The sequence below is a fragment of the Arthrobacter sp. JUb119 genome, assembly GCF_024807995.1.
Taxonomy (GTDB): Bacteria; Actinomycetota; Actinomycetes; order Actinomycetales; family Micrococcaceae; genus Glutamicibacter.
Genome location: NZ_JANUFE010000002.1, coordinates 152,255 through 169,729, shown reverse-complemented (window position 1 = coordinate 169,729; position 17,475 = coordinate 152,255). Strand labels below are relative to the sequence as shown.

The 17,475-nt window shown below is 63.6% G+C and carries 15 protein-coding genes; 9 read left to right on the top strand and 6 right to left on the bottom strand.

The annotated features are described in order from the left end of the window. The first annotated feature begins 77 nt into the window (after positions 1-77). The gene (locus M2368_RS06795; protein WP_498724252.1) at positions 78-1,241 is read left to right on the top strand and encodes a sensor histidine kinase; all 1,164 of its coding nucleotides are present in this window, start codon (positions 78-80) and stop codon (positions 1,239-1,241) included. Further along, positions 1,238-1,900 carry a response regulator gene (locus M2368_RS06790; RefSeq protein WP_498724251.1) on the top strand — a complete coding sequence of 221 codons (663 nt, stop codon included), beginning with the start codon at positions 1,238-1,240 and terminating at the stop codon, positions 1,898-1,900. Before M2368_RS06795 ends, M2368_RS06790 begins: the two co-directional genes overlap by 4 nt. On the opposite strand, the gene M2368_RS06785 is transcribed toward M2368_RS06790, so the two are convergent. Further along, a complete protein-coding gene (locus M2368_RS06785) occupies positions 1,848-2,204 on the bottom strand; it encodes a VOC family protein (protein ID WP_102598283.1) in 357 nt (118 codons plus the stop codon). The genes M2368_RS06790 and M2368_RS06785 overlap by 53 nt on opposite strands. A 32-nt stretch (positions 2,205-2,236) precedes the next feature. Continuing rightward, entirely contained in the window at positions 2,237-3,136 is a 900-nt protein-coding gene (locus tag M2368_RS06780; protein ID WP_417367257.1) for a LysR family transcriptional regulator, read from the bottom strand. Between the two features lie 127 nt (positions 3,137-3,263). Between M2368_RS06780 and M2368_RS06775 the strand changes: the two genes are divergently transcribed. Further along, positions 3,264-4,649 (top strand): MFS transporter, encoded by a 1,386-nt coding sequence (locus M2368_RS06775; protein ID WP_498724250.1) that lies wholly within the window; start codon positions 3,264-3,266, stop codon positions 4,647-4,649. 446 nt (positions 4,650-5,095) lie between these two features. On the opposite strand, the gene M2368_RS06770 is transcribed toward M2368_RS06775, so the two are convergent. Then, a complete protein-coding gene (locus M2368_RS06770) occupies positions 5,096-6,007 on the bottom strand; it encodes a LysR substrate-binding domain-containing protein (RefSeq protein WP_181149028.1) in 912 nt (303 codons plus the stop codon). Positions 6,008-6,112: 105 nt separating this feature from the next. Between M2368_RS06770 and M2368_RS06765 the strand changes: the two genes are divergently transcribed. Genes M2368_RS06765 through M2368_RS06750 form a run of 4 tightly spaced genes read left to right on the top strand, consistent with a single transcriptional unit; the run spans position 6,113 to position 10,363 of the window. Beyond that, positions 6,113-7,378: a cytochrome P450 gene (locus M2368_RS06765; protein WP_105657409.1), complete on the top strand. Its 1,266-nt coding sequence runs from the start codon at positions 6,113-6,115 to the stop codon at positions 7,376-7,378. Positions 7,379-7,393: 15 nt separating this feature from the next. Next, positions 7,394-7,717 carry a 2Fe-2S iron-sulfur cluster-binding protein gene (locus M2368_RS06760; protein WP_332728565.1) on the top strand — a complete coding sequence of 108 codons (324 nt, stop codon included), beginning with the start codon at positions 7,394-7,396 and terminating at the stop codon, positions 7,715-7,717. A gap of 1 nt (position 7,718) precedes the next feature. Further along, the gene (locus M2368_RS06755) at positions 7,719-8,939 is read left to right on the top strand and encodes an NAD(P)/FAD-dependent oxidoreductase (RefSeq protein ID WP_448940053.1); all 1,221 of its coding nucleotides are present in this window, start codon (positions 7,719-7,721) and stop codon (positions 8,937-8,939) included. A gap of 32 nt (positions 8,940-8,971) precedes the next feature. Beyond that, positions 8,972-10,363, top strand: a complete 1,392-nt coding sequence (locus M2368_RS06750; protein ID WP_448940054.1) for an MFS transporter — start codon at positions 8,972-8,974, stop codon at positions 10,361-10,363. Positions 10,364-10,567: 204 nt separating this feature from the next. On the opposite strand, the gene M2368_RS06745 is transcribed toward M2368_RS06750, so the two are convergent. Both M2368_RS06745 and M2368_RS06740 read right to left on the bottom strand, forming a co-directional pair. After that, the gene (locus tag M2368_RS06745) at positions 10,568-12,190 is read right to left on the bottom strand and encodes an AAA family ATPase (RefSeq protein WP_448940055.1); all 1,623 of its coding nucleotides are present in this window, start codon (positions 12,188-12,190) and stop codon (positions 10,568-10,570) included. Positions 12,191-12,456: 266 nt separating this feature from the next. Further along, positions 12,457-13,323 (bottom strand): bifunctional methylenetetrahydrofolate dehydrogenase/methenyltetrahydrofolate cyclohydrolase, encoded by an 867-nt coding sequence (locus tag M2368_RS06740; RefSeq protein ID WP_498724249.1) that lies wholly within the window; start codon positions 13,321-13,323, stop codon positions 12,457-12,459. Positions 13,324-13,493: 170 nt separating this feature from the next. On the opposite strand from M2368_RS06740, the gene M2368_RS06735 reads away from it, so the two are divergent. After that, the gene (locus tag M2368_RS06735) at positions 13,494-14,528 is read left to right on the top strand and encodes a flavin-containing monooxygenase (protein WP_498724248.1); all 1,035 of its coding nucleotides are present in this window, start codon (positions 13,494-13,496) and stop codon (positions 14,526-14,528) included. A 9-nt stretch (positions 14,529-14,537) separates the two neighbouring features. Here M2368_RS06735 and M2368_RS06730 read toward each other — a convergent pair whose 3' ends face one another. Next, on the bottom strand, positions 14,538-16,394 hold the full coding sequence (locus M2368_RS06730; protein ID WP_105657402.1) for a hypothetical protein: 1,857 nt from the start codon (positions 16,392-16,394) through the stop codon (positions 14,538-14,540). Positions 16,395-16,609: 215 nt separating this feature from the next. On the opposite strand from M2368_RS06730, the gene purU reads away from it, so the two are divergent. Continuing rightward, entirely contained in the window at positions 16,610-17,452 is an 843-nt protein-coding gene (purU, locus tag M2368_RS06725) for a formyltetrahydrofolate deformylase (RefSeq protein ID WP_498724247.1), read from the top strand. The last annotated feature ends 23 nt before the right edge of the window (positions 17,453-17,475 follow it).

Sequence of the window (17,475 nt, the reverse complement as noted above, 5' to 3'; positions counted from 1 at the left end):
GGTATCGGCCAGTGGGCTGCGCTTTCTCCTCCTTAAGGGGGATACCGGCGGGCAGCCAGTTCGGGGATGCTGGAAGCATGAACTTCATTCGGCGGATGGGCAGCGGAGACAAGGAACCCGAGGTCGTCGGCACCTATCTGGTGCTCACCGCCATCTTGCATCTTTCGGGACTGGCCAATCCCCCATGGTTCGCGATCCGCGGATACGAATGGATCGTCCTGCTGCTCATCGGCTTGGCCGCCGTGCTGGTCCGTCGCCGTTTTCTCGTAGCCAGCTCCGTGGCCATGCTGCTCGCCGGCGCCGGCCTGCTGGCCGTGGGCAGCATCGGCGGATACTTCCTGGTCTTCGAGTGCGTCTTCGGGCTGTTCCTGCTCGGTTCGGTCCGCACCCGAACGGTGGCGCTGGCGCTGCTGTGCCTAGCCGCCATCTCGCTGGCCATCGCCACCTGGCTAGGCAGCCACAATCCGCAGGAAGTGGTGCTGGCCCTGCTCATGGCCGGCTTCATCCTGTTCACCCCGATGCTCTGGGCGGAGAATGTGCGCACCGCCAAGGAGCTGGCCAAGGCCGAAGCACAGCGGGCAGAGGCCGTCCAGTCGGCGGCCGATGCCCGCGAGGACCAGCTGGTCGCCGAGCACGACTTTTCCCGCGTCCAGGAGCGCACAGCATTGGCCCGCGAGATGCATGATGTGCTCTCGGCCAGGTTCTCGTCGATCGCTCTGCTCTCCGGCGCCCTGCTTCCGGCCGCACCCCAGGAGGTGCGGGCTCCGTTGCAGAGCATCCGCGATGAGTCGGTGTCCGGCTTGGAAGACATGGCCGCGATGGTGCGGATGCTGCATACCGGGGGCCCTGCGCTGCAGGCGCGGATCGAGGATCTGCCCGAGCTGGTGGCCGGATTCGGCAGCCCGGTGCGCTGGGAGTACCGGGTGGCGCATCCGCAGCGCTTCGGCCCGGCGGTGCATACCGCCGCGCACCGCACGGTCTGCGAGCTGCTGGTCAACCATGCCAAGCATGCGCCGGGCACTACCCTGGAACTGAGCGTGATCCAGGACAAGGGCCTGGCGATCACGGCGAGCAACGGCCTGCGGTCGAATGCCAGCCGCGCCCCCGGAGCGGGGACCGGGCTGGAGAATATCCGGACCCGCGTCGCCGCGCTCGACGGGCGGTTCGAGGTGCGCACCGGCCCGGACTTCGCGGTGCACGTCGAATTCCCGGGCCCAACCGAAGCAACGGAGAAGCCATGAAAGTCCTGATCGTCGATGACCATGCCACCGTGCGCATGGGGATCCGGCTGGTGCTGCAGGCCGCGGAAGACCTGGAAGTCGTGGGCGAAGCGGCCGACGGGCGATCGGCCATTTCCATGGCCCGTGCCCTATCCCCCGACGTCATCCTGATGGATCTGCGCATGCCGGTGCTCGATGGCATCGAGGCCACCAAGGCGCTGCATGGCAGCTGCCGCGTTGTGGTGCTCACGACCTTCGATGACGACCAGTACCTTTTTGGCGCGCTGCAGGCCGGGGCGCACGGGTTCCTGCTCAAGAGCGCCGAACCGCAGGCGATCATCATGGGCGTGCGTGCTGCCGCCCGTGGTGAATCCGTGCTGGATCCGCAGGTGACCTCGCGGATCCTGGCCCGGGCGCTGGCGCCGGAACCCGGCACCGCGAAGCTGCCTGATGGCTTGACCGGCAGGGAACGCGAGGTGCTCGACGGGCTGGCCGAAGGGCTGAGCAACCCGCAATTGGCGCAGCGGCTGGGCATCGGGCAGAGCACCGTGAAGACGCATGTCTCCCAGGTGCTGGCCAAGCTCGGGGTCTCGACCCGGCTGCAGGCGGCGAAGATCGCCTACGCGGCTACCAGCTCACTAGGCAGAACGGGTGGTCCTGCGGGTCAAGATAGACCCTGAAGGTTTTGGACCCTTCCCCGGTCCAGCGCGCACCGAGGTGCAGCACCTGCTCTTCGGCCAAGTCCAGGTCGGCGACTTTCACGTCGATATGCGCCTGCTGCGGGTGCACATGCCCGGGCCACTGCGGGGCCACGTACGGGCTGACCGCCTGGAAGGCGAGCGCAGGATGGTCCGGTGCATCGCCAATGGAAACCCAGTCGGGCTCGTTGTCGATGCGCACCATCCCGAGGAGCTGTTCATAGAATCCGGCCAGTGCATCGGGGTCCTCGCAGTCGATGACCATGGCCTGCCACGTGCCAATCATGTGGCCATTATGCGCGCTGCAGGTGTTCGCGTCTACCAGGACTCAGCCATTGCGCAGGTGCAGTGGTCAATCAGCGCCTGGACGCGCGCGGGAATGCGCACCCCGCGCGGGGTGATGGCCACAACCGCATTCGGGTAGTTGGGAGCCTTGAGCTCGCGGAAGGCCAGCGGGCGGCCCTCGATGGAGACCTCGGCATTGTTCGGGCGGCGCATGAGCAGCCCGTAGCCCAGGCCGCGGCCCACCATCGCGGAGACCAAGATCATCTGCGGGACCGAGGCGGCGATCCTGGGCTGCAGGCCCTGGGAGGCGAAGAGCTGCTTCTGGTGCTCGGTACTCGGGTCGGACTCGTAGATGATCAGCGATTCGTCGACCAGGTCGGCCAGTTCCAGCGGCCGGGCGAGCTTGGCCAGCCGGTGCTCGGGATGCAGCACCACCTGCATCTCGGTCTGGTAGATCTGCTGCTTGTCGATATCGGCGGGCAGCTGCAGGTCGTAGACGAAAGCAACGTCGATCTCGCCCTCGCGCAGGGCCGGCAGCAAGTCCTCGTGGGTGCCCACGCGCACATCGAGTTGCACCTCGGGGTGGTCGAACCCCTCCAGCGTGGCCGGGATCAGGTGCGGCGAGAGCGAAGCGAAACAGCCGAACCGCACCGGTCCGCGCAATGTTCCTTCGGTTTGCGGGAATGTTGCCCGCAATTCACCGACATCGGAAAGGATCTTCCGGGCCATGGCGGCGAAGTGCTGCCCCGAAGCGGTGAGCCGGATCCCGTGGGCCTTGCGCCGCAGGCACAAGGTCTCCCCGGCATGCTTCTCGATGGCGGTAATTGCCTGTGACAAGGCCGATTCCGAGATCCTCAATTCGCTGGCCGCCGAACCGAGCGTGCTGTGGACGGGCAGTTCAGCCATGATTTCCAGATGGCGCATCGAATACATAAGCCAACCTTCAGAAGTATTGCAGACATTTGAAGTTTACCTTACTTGTGCTTGGTGCCACACTGGAGTGACCCAAAACTCAGGTGCCAGTGATCGACGCCTCGGTACCACTCGCAAGGGAAGCACTATGACACAATCCAAGGCCGCCAAGGCCAACCAGCGCCGCGTAGCTTTCGCGACGGTCATCGGAACCACCGTGGAGTGGTACGACTTCTTCATCTACGCCACCGCAGCAGGCCTGGTCTTCAGCCAGCTGTTCTTCGAGCCAGCTGGCCAGGACATCGCGCTGCTGATCTCCTTCGCCTCGGTCGGCCTGTCCTTCCTCTTCCGCCCGCTGGGCGCATTCCTGGCCGGGCACTTCGGCGACAAGATCGGCCGCCGTGCGATGCTGGTCCTGACCCTGGCGCTGATGGGTGCAGCCACCACGCTGATCGGCGTGCTGCCGACCTACGAGACCGCAGGCATCTGGGCGCCGATCATGCTGCTGCTGCTGCGCATCCTGCAGGGCATCTCCGCTGGCGGCGAATGGGGCGGCGCGGTGCTGATGGCCGTCGAGCACGCCTCCGACGGCCACCGCGGCCGCGCAGGCTCCTACCCGCAGGTGGGCGTGCCACTGGGCATGCTGCTGGCCTCGGGCACCATGGCGCTGATGACCGGGGTGATCTCCCCCGGCGATGCGTTCCTCGAATGGGGCTGGCGCGTTCCGTTCCTGGTGTCGATTATCCTGATCGCCGTCGGCTACTTCGTGCGCCGCTCGGTGGACGAGTCCCCGGTCTTCGAGGAAATCAGCGAGAACAAGGCCCAGACCGCTGTGCCGATCCTGGTGCTGTTCAAGAAGCACTGGCCACTGGTCATCATCGCGGCCCTGGTCTTCGCCGGCAACAACGCCGCCGGCTACATGACCACCGGCGGCTTCTTCCAGGCCTACACCACCGATCCGGAGGGCCCGGTAGGCCTGGAGCGCACCGACGTGCTCATCGCAGTGGCCTTCGGCGCCGCGGTCTGGCTGGTCATGACCCTGGTCGCTGGCCTGCTGGCCGACAAGATCGGGCGCAAGCGCACCTACCAGATCGGCTTCATTATTCTGGCAGCTTCGCTCTTCCCGGTCTTCGCACTGGTCAACTCCGGCTCGCTGGGCCTGCTCTACCTGGCCTTCGGCCTGTTCTCCATCGGACTGGGGCTGACCTACGGCCCGCAGGCGGCGCTCTACTCGGAGCTGTTCCCGGCCTCGGTACGCTTCTCCGGCGTCTCGATCTCCTACGCGATCGGCGCGATCGTCGGCGGCGCGTTCGCACCGACCATCGCCCAGGCGCTGGTGCAGGCGACCGGCGGCACCACCGCGGTGGCCATCTACCTGCTGATCGTCGTCGCGATCTCGTTCACCGCGGTCTCGCTGATCCGCGACCGGGCCGGAATCGACCTGTCCTTCCGCAACCAGGCGGAGCAGGAAGTGGGCGCGCTGGTCTTCGACAAGCGCCGCGCTGATGCTGTGAAGGCTACCCAGGACGCCTAGGCGCTGCAAGCAAAAGCCCGATGGCCCGTTTCCGAACGGGCCATCGGGCTTTTCTATTTCAGCTTGGTGCGCACCACATCCAGTCGTTTGCGGAACTCGGTCTATTCGATCTCGCCGCGGGCATTGCGTTCGCGCCGCACCGATTCGGCGCCGGCCGCAGCGCGGGCCACATGCCGTCGGCGGGCTGCGAAGATGATTGCACCGATCAGTCAGGATCCAGAAGGTCGGGGCTACCAGCCCGGGCCGTGCCCATGAATGCCGCGGGCAAGCACCAGCCGTTCCCCTCCTCGTCGCGCTCGTGGCGTTGGCGTTCGGCCGCTGTCTTAATGCAGTCCTCCCGGCGGCTGCGCCCCAAGCCCACCAGCGGCACCGAGGATACTCCGGGCGTTGGCCTTGCGGCATTGGCCCGCGGATGCGGGTGCCTGCTCCGCCAGACAGTAGCCCGGTCAGTGAGCGGCGTTCGTCGAATGCAGTTCTAGTGCCAGGTCATGCATGGCGGTGGCCGCCTTGGACGGGGCGACGGCGCGGGGGCGGGCCAGTGCGACGCGCACCGTTCGGGCCACCGGGTGGATAGGGCGCACCACCAGGTCCAGACCCTCGTAGGAAACATCCACCGCCGGGCGCTGGACCAGCACCGCGTAGCCGAGCCCGCGGGCCACCATGGAGCGGGTCACCTCGAAGTCGGCGGTGCGGTAGCGGATCCACGGTTCGACCCCGGCGGATTCGAACAGGTTCTGCGTGTGCTCGCGGCTCGGCGGGACATCCAGCAGGATCATCGGCTCGCTGGCCAGCCGCACCAGCGGCACCTTCGGCTCTTCGGCCAGCGGATGCCCCGCGGGCAGCAGCACATAGGGTTCGGTGCGGAACAGTTGGGTGCGCTCGATGCCTTCGGGCAGGCCGAAGTCGTAGACGAAGGCCAGATCCAGCGTCCCGGCGGCCAGCATCTGGAAGATCTCCTGCTGCGTGCCGGCGAAGAAATCGACTTCCACCTGCGCGTAGCGCTGCCCGTATTCGGCGAGCAGCTCCGGAAGCACCGTGGGCGCCAGCGACGAGTAGCAGCCCACCCGAACCTTTCCGGCCAGCACTTCCCCGGCACCGCTGGCCATTTGCTCCAGGTCCCTGGAGGCCTGCAGGATTCCCTGTGCCTCGTCCAGCACGTAGCGCCCGGCCGGGGTCAGGCTCACGCCATGGGCCTTGCGCCGGATGGTCAGCTGCGTGTTCAGCACGCGTTCAAGCTCGTTGAGCCCGCCGGTCACCGCGGAGGCTGACAAATTAAGTGACTGCGCGGCGGCGGTGATGGAGCCCAGCTGCCCTACGGCGGCCAGGCATTCGAGCTGACGCAGCGTAAATTTCGGCACTATTCCTCGCTTATTCAGTGGATATTCCTCGAATATAACCATTTTACCCGTGGTTATGGCCTGCCTCACACTAGTGATTGAACAAGGAACCACTAAGGAGACAGCATGAGCACCGCCCCAGCGACCTGCCCGTTCACCGGCGCCCAGGCCACCCCCGGCACCGCACCAGTGCCGCACGCCAGCACCGAATCCGCAGTCCGCGAGGCCCCGGTCGCCGATTGGGTAAAAATCGAGGACCTGTACCGCGATCCGTTCCCGATCTACCAGCGCCTGCGCGCCGAGGCCCCGCTGCACTGGGTCCCGGCGGTGAACCGCTACATGGTGACCTCCTACGCCGCCTGCCACGAGATCGAGCAGGACGAAGCCCGCTTCTCCGCCAACGAGCGCAACTCGCTGATGAAGCGGTCCATGGGCCACTCGATGCTGCGCAAGGACAACCCGGAGCACCAGGTGGACCGCGACTCCTACGGAGCGACCCTGCGCCCGGGCACCATCAAGAAGCACTGGAACGGGATCTTCGCGCAGAACAACGAGAAGTACCTGGGCCAGCTGCTCGCCAAGGGGCCGGGTTCGGACTTCGTCTGGGACTACGCCGCACCGTACACCGCGGAGAACCTGCGGCTGATCTGCGGCTTCCACAATGCCACCCAGCAGGACATGCAGCGCTGGAGCCAGACCATGATCGACGGCACCGGCAACTACGCCGATGACCCAGAGGTCTGGGCCAAGGCAGAGGCTTCCTCGGCAGAGGTCGACGCGGCCATCGACGAGATGCTCCCCTATCTGGCGAAGAACCCGGACCACTCGCTGCTCTCCAACCTGGCCACCATGCCGATCCCGCTGGAAGCCATCCGTGCCAACCTGAAGATGACCATCGGCGGCGGGCTGAACGAGCCGCGCGACGTGCTGGCCACCACCGTTTGGGCGCTGCTGGAGAACCCCGAGCAATTGCAGGCGGTACGCCAGGACCCGGCTTTGCTCCCCAAGGCCTTCGAGGAATCGGTGCGCTGGGTCGCCCCGATCGGCATGTACCCGCGTGAAACCACCCAGGAGCTGGTGCTCGAAGGCATCAGCCTGCCAGCCGGTGCGCGCCTCGGAGTGGTGCTAGGCGCGGCCAACCGCGACCCGTTGGTCTTCGAGGATCCCGAAACGTTCAACATCTTCCGCGAGAAGAAGCCGCACCTGGCCTTCGGCGGCGGTGTGCACTTCTGCGCCGGCACCTGGATCGCCCGGGCCCAGGTGGCCCAGGTCGCCCTGCCGGCGGTCTTCGAGAAGCTGCCCAATCTGCGGTTGGATCCGGCCACCGCCAGCATCGATGCCGGCTGGGTCTTCCGCGGCATGACCAAAATGCGCGTCCTCTGGGACGCCTAATACAAGGAGCCTTCCATGCCTACCATCACCTTTGAACAGCCAAACGGCACCGCGACCGACGTCGAGGTCGCCGAAGGCGGCAACATCATGCGCGCTGCTGTCACCAACGGCATCGCCGGGATCGTCGGCGAATGCGGCGGCCAGGCCATGTGCGCCACCTGCCACGTCTACGTTAACCCCGAGGATGCAGCTGGTCTTCCAGAACTCTCGGAAGACGAAGACGAAATGCTCGACTGCACCACCGCAGAGCGCACCGCGAACAGCCGGCTGGGCTGCCAGGTTTCCCTGGGCGGCGCATTGCAGTCCATCCGCGTGGCCGTACCCTCCGGACAGGTCTGAAATGAACGAAAGCATCCTGATCATCGGCGCCGGCCACGCCGGCGTGCAGCTGACCGAAACGCTGCGCGAGCACGGCCATGCCGGCGCCATCACCTTGGTCGACCAGGGCGCGCAACAGCCCTACCAGCGCCCTCCGCTGTCCAAGGACTTCGTGGCTTCCGCCCAGGAACCCGAGGTGCTGCCGCTGCGCTCGGAGGACTTCTACGCCCAGCAGCGCATCGAACTGCTGACCGGTGCGCGCGCCACCGCCGTTGACCGCGCCGCACGCACCGTGACCCTGTCCGACGGGCAGCAACGCGGCTATGACCGGCTGGTCTTCGCCACCGGCGCACGCAACCGGGTGCTGTCCTGCCCCGGCGCCGAGGACCCGCGGGTCATCGGGCTACGCACGCTGCAGGACGCGGAAATCCTGCGCCGGCAGCTGGACGGCGCCCAGCGGGTCGTCGTGGCCGGTGCCGGCTTCATCGGTCTGGAGTTCGCGGCCTCGGCCCGGGCCCGCGGGATCGATGTCACGGTGCTGCACTCCGCTCCCCGGGTGCTGAACCGTTCGGTTTCCGCCCAGCTCTCCAACTGGTTCACCCAGGCCCATCGCGGCGACGGCATCGAGCTGCGCCTGGGCGAAGGCGTGCAGTCCATTGACGTGCAGGAGGATTTGCTAGTGCAATCCTCCGCCGGGGAAAGCTGCCGGGCGGATCTGGTGGTCTACGGCATCGGCGTGCTCCCCAACATTGAGTTGGCCGAAGCATCGGGATTGGAGTGCGAGAACGGCATCCTGGTGGATGCCGCGCTGCGCACCAGCGATGAGCGCGTCTACGCGGTGGGCGACTGCGCCAATGTCGGGCGCGACGGCACGCGGGTGCGGTTGGAGTCGGTGCAGAACGCCGCGGACCAGGCGCGCAGCCTGGCCCGCACCCTGTGCGGCGAGCCCACGGCGTACTCGGAGATTGCCTGGTTCTGGAGCATCCAGGGCCGCCACCGGCTGCAAATCGCCGGGCTGGCCGAGCCCACCGACAGCAGCGTGCTGCTGGGCGACCCGGGCAGCGAAAAATTCTCCATCGCACGGCTGCGCGACGGACAATTGGTCGCGGTGGAATCCATTAATCGTCCCGCCGACCACGCTGCCGCACGCAAGCTGCTGGCCCGCGGCGAGCGCATCACCGAAGCGATGCTCGCTGGAGCATCCCTGAAGGACCTGGCCAACGCCGCACCGGTCGCGGCCTAGCACCCCCACTACTATCCCAATGAGGTCAGCTCATGAGCACACCCACCCAGCGGCACCCCGGCACCAGCCAGCGGCGCGTCGCCTTCGCCACCGTCATCGGCACCACCATCGAGTGGTACGACTTCTTCATCTACGCCACCGCAGCGGGGCTGATCTTCGCCCACCTGTTCTTCGAACCAGCCGGCGCGCAGATCGGCCTGCTGCTCTCCTTCGCCAGCGTCGGCATTTCCTTCCTCTTCCGCCCGCTGGGCGCGTTCTTAGCCGGGCACTACGGGGACAAAATCGGCCGGCGCGCCATGCTGGTGCTCACCCTGGCCCTCATGGGCGCCTCCACCACGCTGATCGGCGTGCTGCCCACCTATGAGACCGCGGGCGTGCTGGCCCCGATCCTGCTGCTGCTCTTGCGCATCATCCAGGGCATCTCCGCCGGTGGCGAATGGGGCGGCGCGGTGCTGATGGCCGTTGAGCACGCCCCGAAGGACCGTCGCGCCCGGGCCGGCGCCTACCCGCAGCTCGGCGTGCCGCTGGGCATGCTGCTGGCCTCGGGAATGATGGCGCTGATGACCGGCGTGATCTCCCCCGGCGAGCAGTTCATGGCCTGGGGTTGGCGCGTGCCGTTCCTGCTCAGCTTCGTGCTGATCGTGGTGGGCTACTTCATCCGCCGCTCGGTGGACGAGTCCCCGGTCTTCGAGGAGATCGCGCAGAAGAAGGCACAGACCCGCGTTCCGATCGTGGTGCTGTTCAAGAAGCACTGGCTGCTGGTGCTGGTTGCCGCGCTGATTTTCGCTGGCAACAATGCCGCCGGCTACATGACCACCGGCGGATTCCTGCAGGCCTATATGACGGACCCTGAGGGGCCTGTGGGCTTCACCCGCACGCAGGTGCTGCTGGCCGTCTCCTTCGGTGCAGTCATGTGGTTCGCCTTCACCCTGCTCTCCGGGGTCGTGGCCGACAGGATCGGGCGCAAGCGCACCTACCAGATCGGCTTCATCAGCCAGCTGCTGTGCATCTTCCCGCTATTCTGGCTGGTCGACGCCGCTAGCCTGCCGCTGCTCTACGTGGCGTTCGCGTTGTTCGCCATCGGTCTGGGCTTCTCCTACGGTCCGCAGGCCGCGTTGTACTCCGAGCTGTTCCCCGCCTCGGTGCGCTTCTCCGGGGTTTCCATTTCCTACGCTTTCGGCGCGATCCTGGGCGGGGCGTTCGCCCCGATGATCGCCACCGCGCTGGTGCAGGCCACCGGCGGGACCACGGCGGTCGGCTGGTACCTGTTCGCGCTTACCGCAATATCGCTGGCGGCGGTCAGCATGGTGCGTGATCGCAGCGGCATCGACTTGGGTATCGGCAACCAGGCCGAGCAGGAAGTCGGCGCGCTGGTCTTCGACAAGCGGACCGCGGGGCAGCCCGTGCCCCAGGACGCGCTGTAGGATCTGCAGGGATCAAAAAACCGGCAGCCCACCATTGGCGGACTGCCGGTTTTTCGCGTCTACTTCGCGGCGTTGCGCTCTGCGGCTTTAATGGACACCACAATCGGGTAATCGGGTTCTCATCCCACCGCACCGCACCAAGATTTCCTTAGGACCGGACCTCGCTGGATTTCTCTGTAAGGTTTATCCAGTGGGCTCTCGACCTCACTGCTTCTCGATGGGGATGTGCAAATCGATTTGCAACGGCGGAGAATTGCGGATGCGATGAAGGGCCGCAGTTTCATAGTCCTGGATACTCTGAAAACCGAGGTGCCTAGCAATCTCAATTCTCATGCTGGTGTTACGAATCGGGAGCGCTTTGATCAGCTCGTCATACGCACAAGCAGTAACATGATCCTTCATCTGCCTGAGAATTTGTGGAAATGGCGAGTCAAAGTTGATCTCGATTGCGTTCTCATCAACCACATCTGGCATGTACTCGACTAGTTTCCTCGCGACCACAGATTTCGAAAGCTGTCCGGTCAGTCTTTCTAACGTCCCGTCCTTTCCTAGCGCCTTCATGGCCGCGCTCTTGGCCTCCTCAACTTTGACCTGAGGATCGTAGCCAAACGTCGAAGCTTGTTGCTCTGCTACTGCCTGCAGCACTTCCGAAGTGTAGTAGAGGTTCTCAATTTCGCTCACCGGCAGAACATGAATACCAAGACTAAATAAGGATTCAATTTCCTGCTCAGATCGCCAGTCCCCATCAACCAAACCGCGTGCTCTGACCCAATGGAAACTCGCACTATTCCGCAGGCCAGACACTGACCGGATGAGCGTATCGCATCCTCCGCTAGGCACCAGTAGCCAATCTGGGAAGAGCACCTTGTAAAGGCTCAGATCATGGCTCGTCGTTTCTCCTTCAATGAAGAGAATCTCCTTCCGCCCACCAAGAATGGCCTGTCGGGCGATTTCAGGCAAGGAGTCGTCCTGTGCAATCTCATGCAGATCCCACTGCATGGCTTGTTCGCCTTCCCACCGCACACCAAACACGGTTAGCACTTTCCCTCTTTGTTCAGAAAGGCTCGCGGCGAGGTCCAGGTCATGGGTCAACACGACAAAAGCACAATCATTACGTGTAGCAATAATGGTTTTTATGAGTTCATCGGAAATTGCTCGATGCAGATGTCTCTCCGGCTCATCGATAATAAACGTCACCCCGGACGGGGCAGTAATAATTTCAGCGGCGAGCAATAGCGCGCTCTTCTCACCATCGGACATCAAATGAATCGGATATGTCACGTCAGAATTGAGATGCTTCGCAAAAAAATTCTCTGTAGAATCCACGCCTATTTCAATTTCCAGGCCCGAAGTTTGAAGCACTGTATTGAACGTGTCGAGAACACGTGGACCCATCCTCCGGGTAACATCTTCAGTGCTCGACCCCGCCTCATACAGATCTACGCGTGCCCTGTTCTCCTGGTTGATCTTGGCTAGCATATCGAACAAGGCAATCCCCGAGCGCTGTGAATCACTGTGATCAAGATAGCGCGAACTAAATTCCTGATCCCAATGCGTGATTTGGGCAAATCGCGTTTTTCGGTCTGCCGGAGTAATGGAAGATCCCGACTGAGTAAACCACAGTTTTCGTTGCGCTAACACTCTCCGGATAGCCGTTGCCTGCGAATTTCTCGGCATCCACGAAGCCAGAGCAGATTTACCCGAGCCATTCGCCCCTAGGATCGTCAACACCTCTCCCGCACTCACCTGCACGCTGCAGAAACCACCCGTAAACACTGGAATATTCCACTGAGCCAAAGGTGTGGGCACCTCGCCAATTTGAGTCATGAGACCGATATTACGATACCCAACCATCATTCGTTTATTACCCAAACGAAAAGCCAACGACACACTTACAGAAAAGGACGTCACCTATTAAATCTGATGAACCACTAACATTAATCAGGGAAACGCAAATCTAAATGCTTTCGGAACGGCCTTAAAACCAATTTGCGTCCAGAGGAATTACGTCTCCTAGTAAATACCGCTGCTGGACGTAAAAGACCAACGGCCTGCCATCATGGCAGGCCGTTGGTGTTTGAGTTCATTCGCGTCTAGTTGGCGGCGTTGCGCTCTGCGGCCTCGACCACGTTGTTCAGCAGCATCGCGCGGGTCATCGGGCCCACGCCGCCCGGGTTCGGCGAGATCCACGACGCGACCTCGGCGGCAGCCGGGTCCACGTCGCCGGTGACCTTGCCATCCACGCGGGAAACGCCCACGTCGAGCACGATCGCACCGGGCTTGATGGCGTCGGCCTTGATGATGTGCGGCACGCCGGCAGCGGCGATGATGACATCGGCCTGGGCGAGTAGTTCAGGAAGATTGGTGGTGCCGGTGTGGGCTAGGGTCACGGTCGCGTTCACGTCGCGGCGGGTCAGCAGCAGGCCGACAGGGCGGCCGATGGTCACGCCGCGGCCCAGGACCAGCACGTGCTTGCCGTTCAGGTCGATATCGTGGCGGGCCAGCAGTTCCACGCAGCCCAGCGGGGTGCATGGCAGCGGGGAGGCCATCGGGCGGTTGACGTTGGCGACCAGGCGGCCCAGGTTCATCGGGTGCAGGCCGTCGGCATCCTTGGCCGGATCCATGGCTTCGAGGATCACGTCCGTATCGATGTGCTTGGGCAGCGGCAGCTGCACGATGTAACCGGTGCAGTTCGGGTTCTCGTTCAGCTCGCGCACCTTGGCCAGCAGCTCGTCCTGGGTGGTTTCCTCGGGCAAATCCACGCGGATCGACTCGATGCCCACTTCGGCGCAGTCCTTGTGCTTGCCACCGACATACCAGGCCGAGCCCGGGTCGTTGCCAACCAGGATGGTGCCCAGTCCGGTGGTGTGCCCGGCAGCCTTGAGCTTGGCAACGCGTTCGGCCAGTTCCTGCTTGATGGCGGCCGCGGTGGCCTTGCCGTCGAGAATGCGTGCGCTCACGCTGTTCCTTCCGTAGGTGCCCTGTTCCCAAGGCGGGTGGTGTGCAAACCCAGGCGCGCGGCTCGCACGATTAGCTCCCTGGTGGTTACCCACCTAACGCCAGTCACGCGTTCCAGTGTAGCGAAAATGGCTTCGGGAATGACTTTGAAGTGCGCAGGGTTACCTTAAGCGTGTACTCGACAATCGTGATCGGCGCAGGGCAAGCCGGGCTTGCCGCCGCCTACCATCTGGCCAAGCGCGGCATCGACTTCCTGGTGCTCGACGCAAACCCTGCACCAGGCGGGGCCTGGCAACACCGCTGGGATACCCTCACGCTGGGCGACGCGCATCATATCCACCCCTTGCCCGATTTCCCGCTCGAGGTGCAGGATTCCACCCGGCCTGCCTCGCAAGTGGTGTCCGAATACTATGCGGAATACGAACAGCGCTTCGCGTTGCCGGTACGCCACGGCGCACCGGTGACCTCGGTCGAAAACGACGGAGAAAACTTCGTGGTGCACGCCGATGCGGATTACCGGGCGCGCACCATCATCAACGCCACCGGGACCTGGAGCAATCCGTTCTGGCCGGTCTACCCCGGGCACTTCGACGGTCCGCAGGTGCACACAAATGGCTTCGTCTCCCCGCAGCAATTCGCCGGGCAGCGCGTTTTGGTGGTCGGGGCCGGCGCCAGTGCCACCCAGTTCATCGTGCAGTTGCGCGCTGCCGGCGTGGATACCCTGTGGTCCACGCGCAGCGCACCGGACTGGCGCGACGTTCCCACCGGTGCCGAATGGGGCCAGGAAGTGGAGCGCCAGGTCAACGAGCGCACCAGTGCGGGACTGCCTCCGAAGTCGGTGGTAGCCACCACCGGGTTGCTGCTCACCGAGAAGATGCGTGCCGGGATCGCCTCCGGGGCGCTGGTTTCGCGGGGGAAGATCGACCGGTTGGAATCCGACGCCGTCGTCTTCTCCGACGGGTCACGCGAAAAGATCGATGCGATCCTGTGGGCAACCGGCTTCCGGCATGCCCACCGGCATTTGCGCGATCTGAAACTGCACACGGCTCAAGGCGGCATCCTGATGGAGGATGGGGTGGCCGCCGTGGCGGTGCCCGGGCTGTTCTTCGTCGGCTATGGCGCGTCGGCCTCGACTTTGGGTGCTACCCGGGCCGGGAGGAAGGCCGCGCTGGCAGCCAGCAAGTTCCTGTCCGCGGTTGCGGTATAGCGTGCCCAGTTACTTCTTGCTCACCTTGGTTAGCACGGTGGTGTAGCCGGGTTTCGAGGCCGTCACCCACACGCCCAAGGTCTTCCGGGCATCGGCTTTGACGACCTTGTAGTTCGGCTTGGTGGCCTTGGGGATGATCTTTCCGGAGCGCGTCCATTGGTAGGAGATCTTCACGTTTTTAGTGTTGTAGCTGCCTGCCGTGGCTTTCAAGGTCTTGCCGGTGGATTTCTTGCCGGTGATCACCGGCTTCTTCAGGACCTTGAGCTTGGCGGCTGCGATCTTCCCGGTCGCAGTGCTGGTCACGGTCTTGGTAGTGTAGTTGGCCTTGGCATAGGTCACCGAGACTGAGATCCGTTGGTTCAGATCTGCGGGTTTGAGCGCGTAGGTCTTTGCCGTGGCACCTTTGATCTTCTGGCCGCTGCGCAGCCACTGGTACTTAGTGGACTGGGCGGAGGGAGCCGGTGTGGCGGCCTTGGCGGTGAGTTTGGAACCGACTTTTGAGGTTCCAGAGACCTTTGGCTTGGCAACCGTGATCGTACCCTTGACGACCTTGACTGCCGAGCTGGCCGGCAGCCATACCGATTCTCCGTCCGCCGCGTGCAGAGTTGCCCGCACGGCGATCTTGCGGTTGGCATAGGACTGAGGTGGGGTATAGGTTTTCGCGGTAGCCCGCGGAATCTCGAAACCGTCGACTAGCCACTGATAATGGCGTGTGAACTCCGGGAAGTATGCGGCGTCGAGGGAAGCGGTGAGCTTCTGTCCCACGATCTTGCTGCCGCTGATCGTCGGCTTGGCGATCGAGGCGACTGTCGCGGCAATCGGCGCTCCGTACTTCATCGTCCCCTGCGCCGAGGGGACCCATACTTCGCCGTTTTGACGAACTGCTTTCGTCTCATAGTTCAGCGCGATGACTTTCTTGGAGTCTTCGCGCACCAGCTGGTAGCTCTCTCCCACGGCACCGGGAATCGGTGCCCCGTTGCGGGTCCACTGCAGGGCCGTGTATGGGTAATTGGTTGTCGGTGCCAGCAGGGCATCTCCCACGACCGCCGCGTCATGGCCCGCCAGCGACGGGTTCCTGTTCAGTGAAATTCGGCCGAGCTGGGCAGTATCGCGCACGCCAATGTGCCAGCTGGCTGCGTAGCTGACAGACTTCAGATTCTCCTGTCCCGGGATCACCGCCTCGAAGTCGGTGAGTTCAGCCGCCACACCCGCGAATCCAGCTTTGTTCGCGGTGAATCCGGTGGGGCTGATCTGGCCTAGGATTCGTTCGCGGGTGTATTCCCACGGCTTGAGCACACTGCCATCCACCGTGATCACCGGTTCAATTTCCGTGCTGGCACCGATCTTCAGTTCGATGAGCGGCTTGGTGTAGCTAGCCAGATCCAGTACTTCGAGATCAGACAGATCCTTGGCCCAGCGATAATCCGTCGAACTCGTGGCGAGCACTTCAAGTTCCTTCAGGTCAGACAACTGTCCCAGCCCAGCCAGCTGCACCTGCTGCCCCTTGGGGAATGTCAATGACAGTGACTCCAGCACTGGCAGCTTGGCTAGTTCCGCGATGATTTCCTGTGGAGCCTTATTGATCCGCACCGATTGCAACTGGGGGTTGGCGGCCAGGACTTCCAGCCCACCGAGCGCCTGCTCCTTCTGGGTGTCGACGCCGATCCACTGGATATCGCGCGTCATCGGCAGTTCCTGCAACGATGCCACGTTCTTGCAGGACAAACCCACGACGACACTAGCGGTCTCATCCATGTACTCGAAGCAGTCTGCAGGGCTGATAGCACCGTGGGCTGGGGGCACGAGCCCGGCGAATACCAAGGCGGTGGCGCCTATAACCGAAGTAAAACGATGCAGCAGCCTCATGTGTTTCCCCAAGCGTGAAAATGCCAAATTTATAGACATCATGTCATAGCGCGGCCAGGTATTGATCATTAGTTCGCACGGTGTTTTTTGAAGACGCATAAAGCACCTCGGCTGAGTGCGGAAACCTGCTGATGATCCAGTAGCTTCGACGCCTAACTGTGTAACTCCACCGAGACGAATGTGCATGCAGCGCGCCAGCCGGTTAATCTCAATGCATGAACAATTTCATCGTCACCCTATCTTGCATCGACCGTCCCGGCATCGTCCATGCCATTTCCGGGGGTCTACTGGGTGCCGGTTGCAATATCACCGAGTCCCAGCAGTTCCTCTCGCCCGAAACCGGCACCTTCTTCATGCGCATCGAGGTAGCCACCGAGCAGTCCCTGGAACAGATCCGCGCAGGACTCGCGCCCATCCGCGACGATTTCCACATGTCCCTCCGTGTGGACGATGGCGCCAAGCGCACCCGCACCATGATCATGTGCTCCAAGGCCGGGCATGCGCTCAACGACCTGTTATTCGCCCAGCGTGCTGGCACCTTGCCCATCGATGTGCCGGTGATCGTCTCCAACCACCTGGATCTGAAGCCGATGGCCGACTTCTACGGGGTGGACTTCGTGCACCTGCCGGTGACCAAGGAGAACAAGTCCCAGGCCGAGGCTGAGCTGCTCAAGCTCACCGAGGACTACGGCATCGAACTGGTGGTGCTTGCCCGCTACATGCAGATCCTTTCGGATTCGCTCTGCGAGCGCATGGAGGGCCGGGTCATCAACATCCACCATTCCTTCCTGCCTTCCTTCAAGGGCGCCAAGCCGTACCACCAGGCCTACGCCCGCGGCGTGAAGCTGATCGGTGCCACCGCGCACTACGTCACCGCGGACCTCGACGAAGGTCCGATCATCGACCAGGAAGTCACCCACGTCTCGCACACGCGCACCGCCGAGCAGCTCGTTGAGCTGGGCCGCAGCGTGGAGGGCCGGACGCTGACCCGCGCCGTGCAGTGGCATGCTGAGCATCGCGTGATGCTCGACGGCCAGCGCACCATCGTCTTCTCGTGACTCGCCCCGTGCGCCTGAGCCAA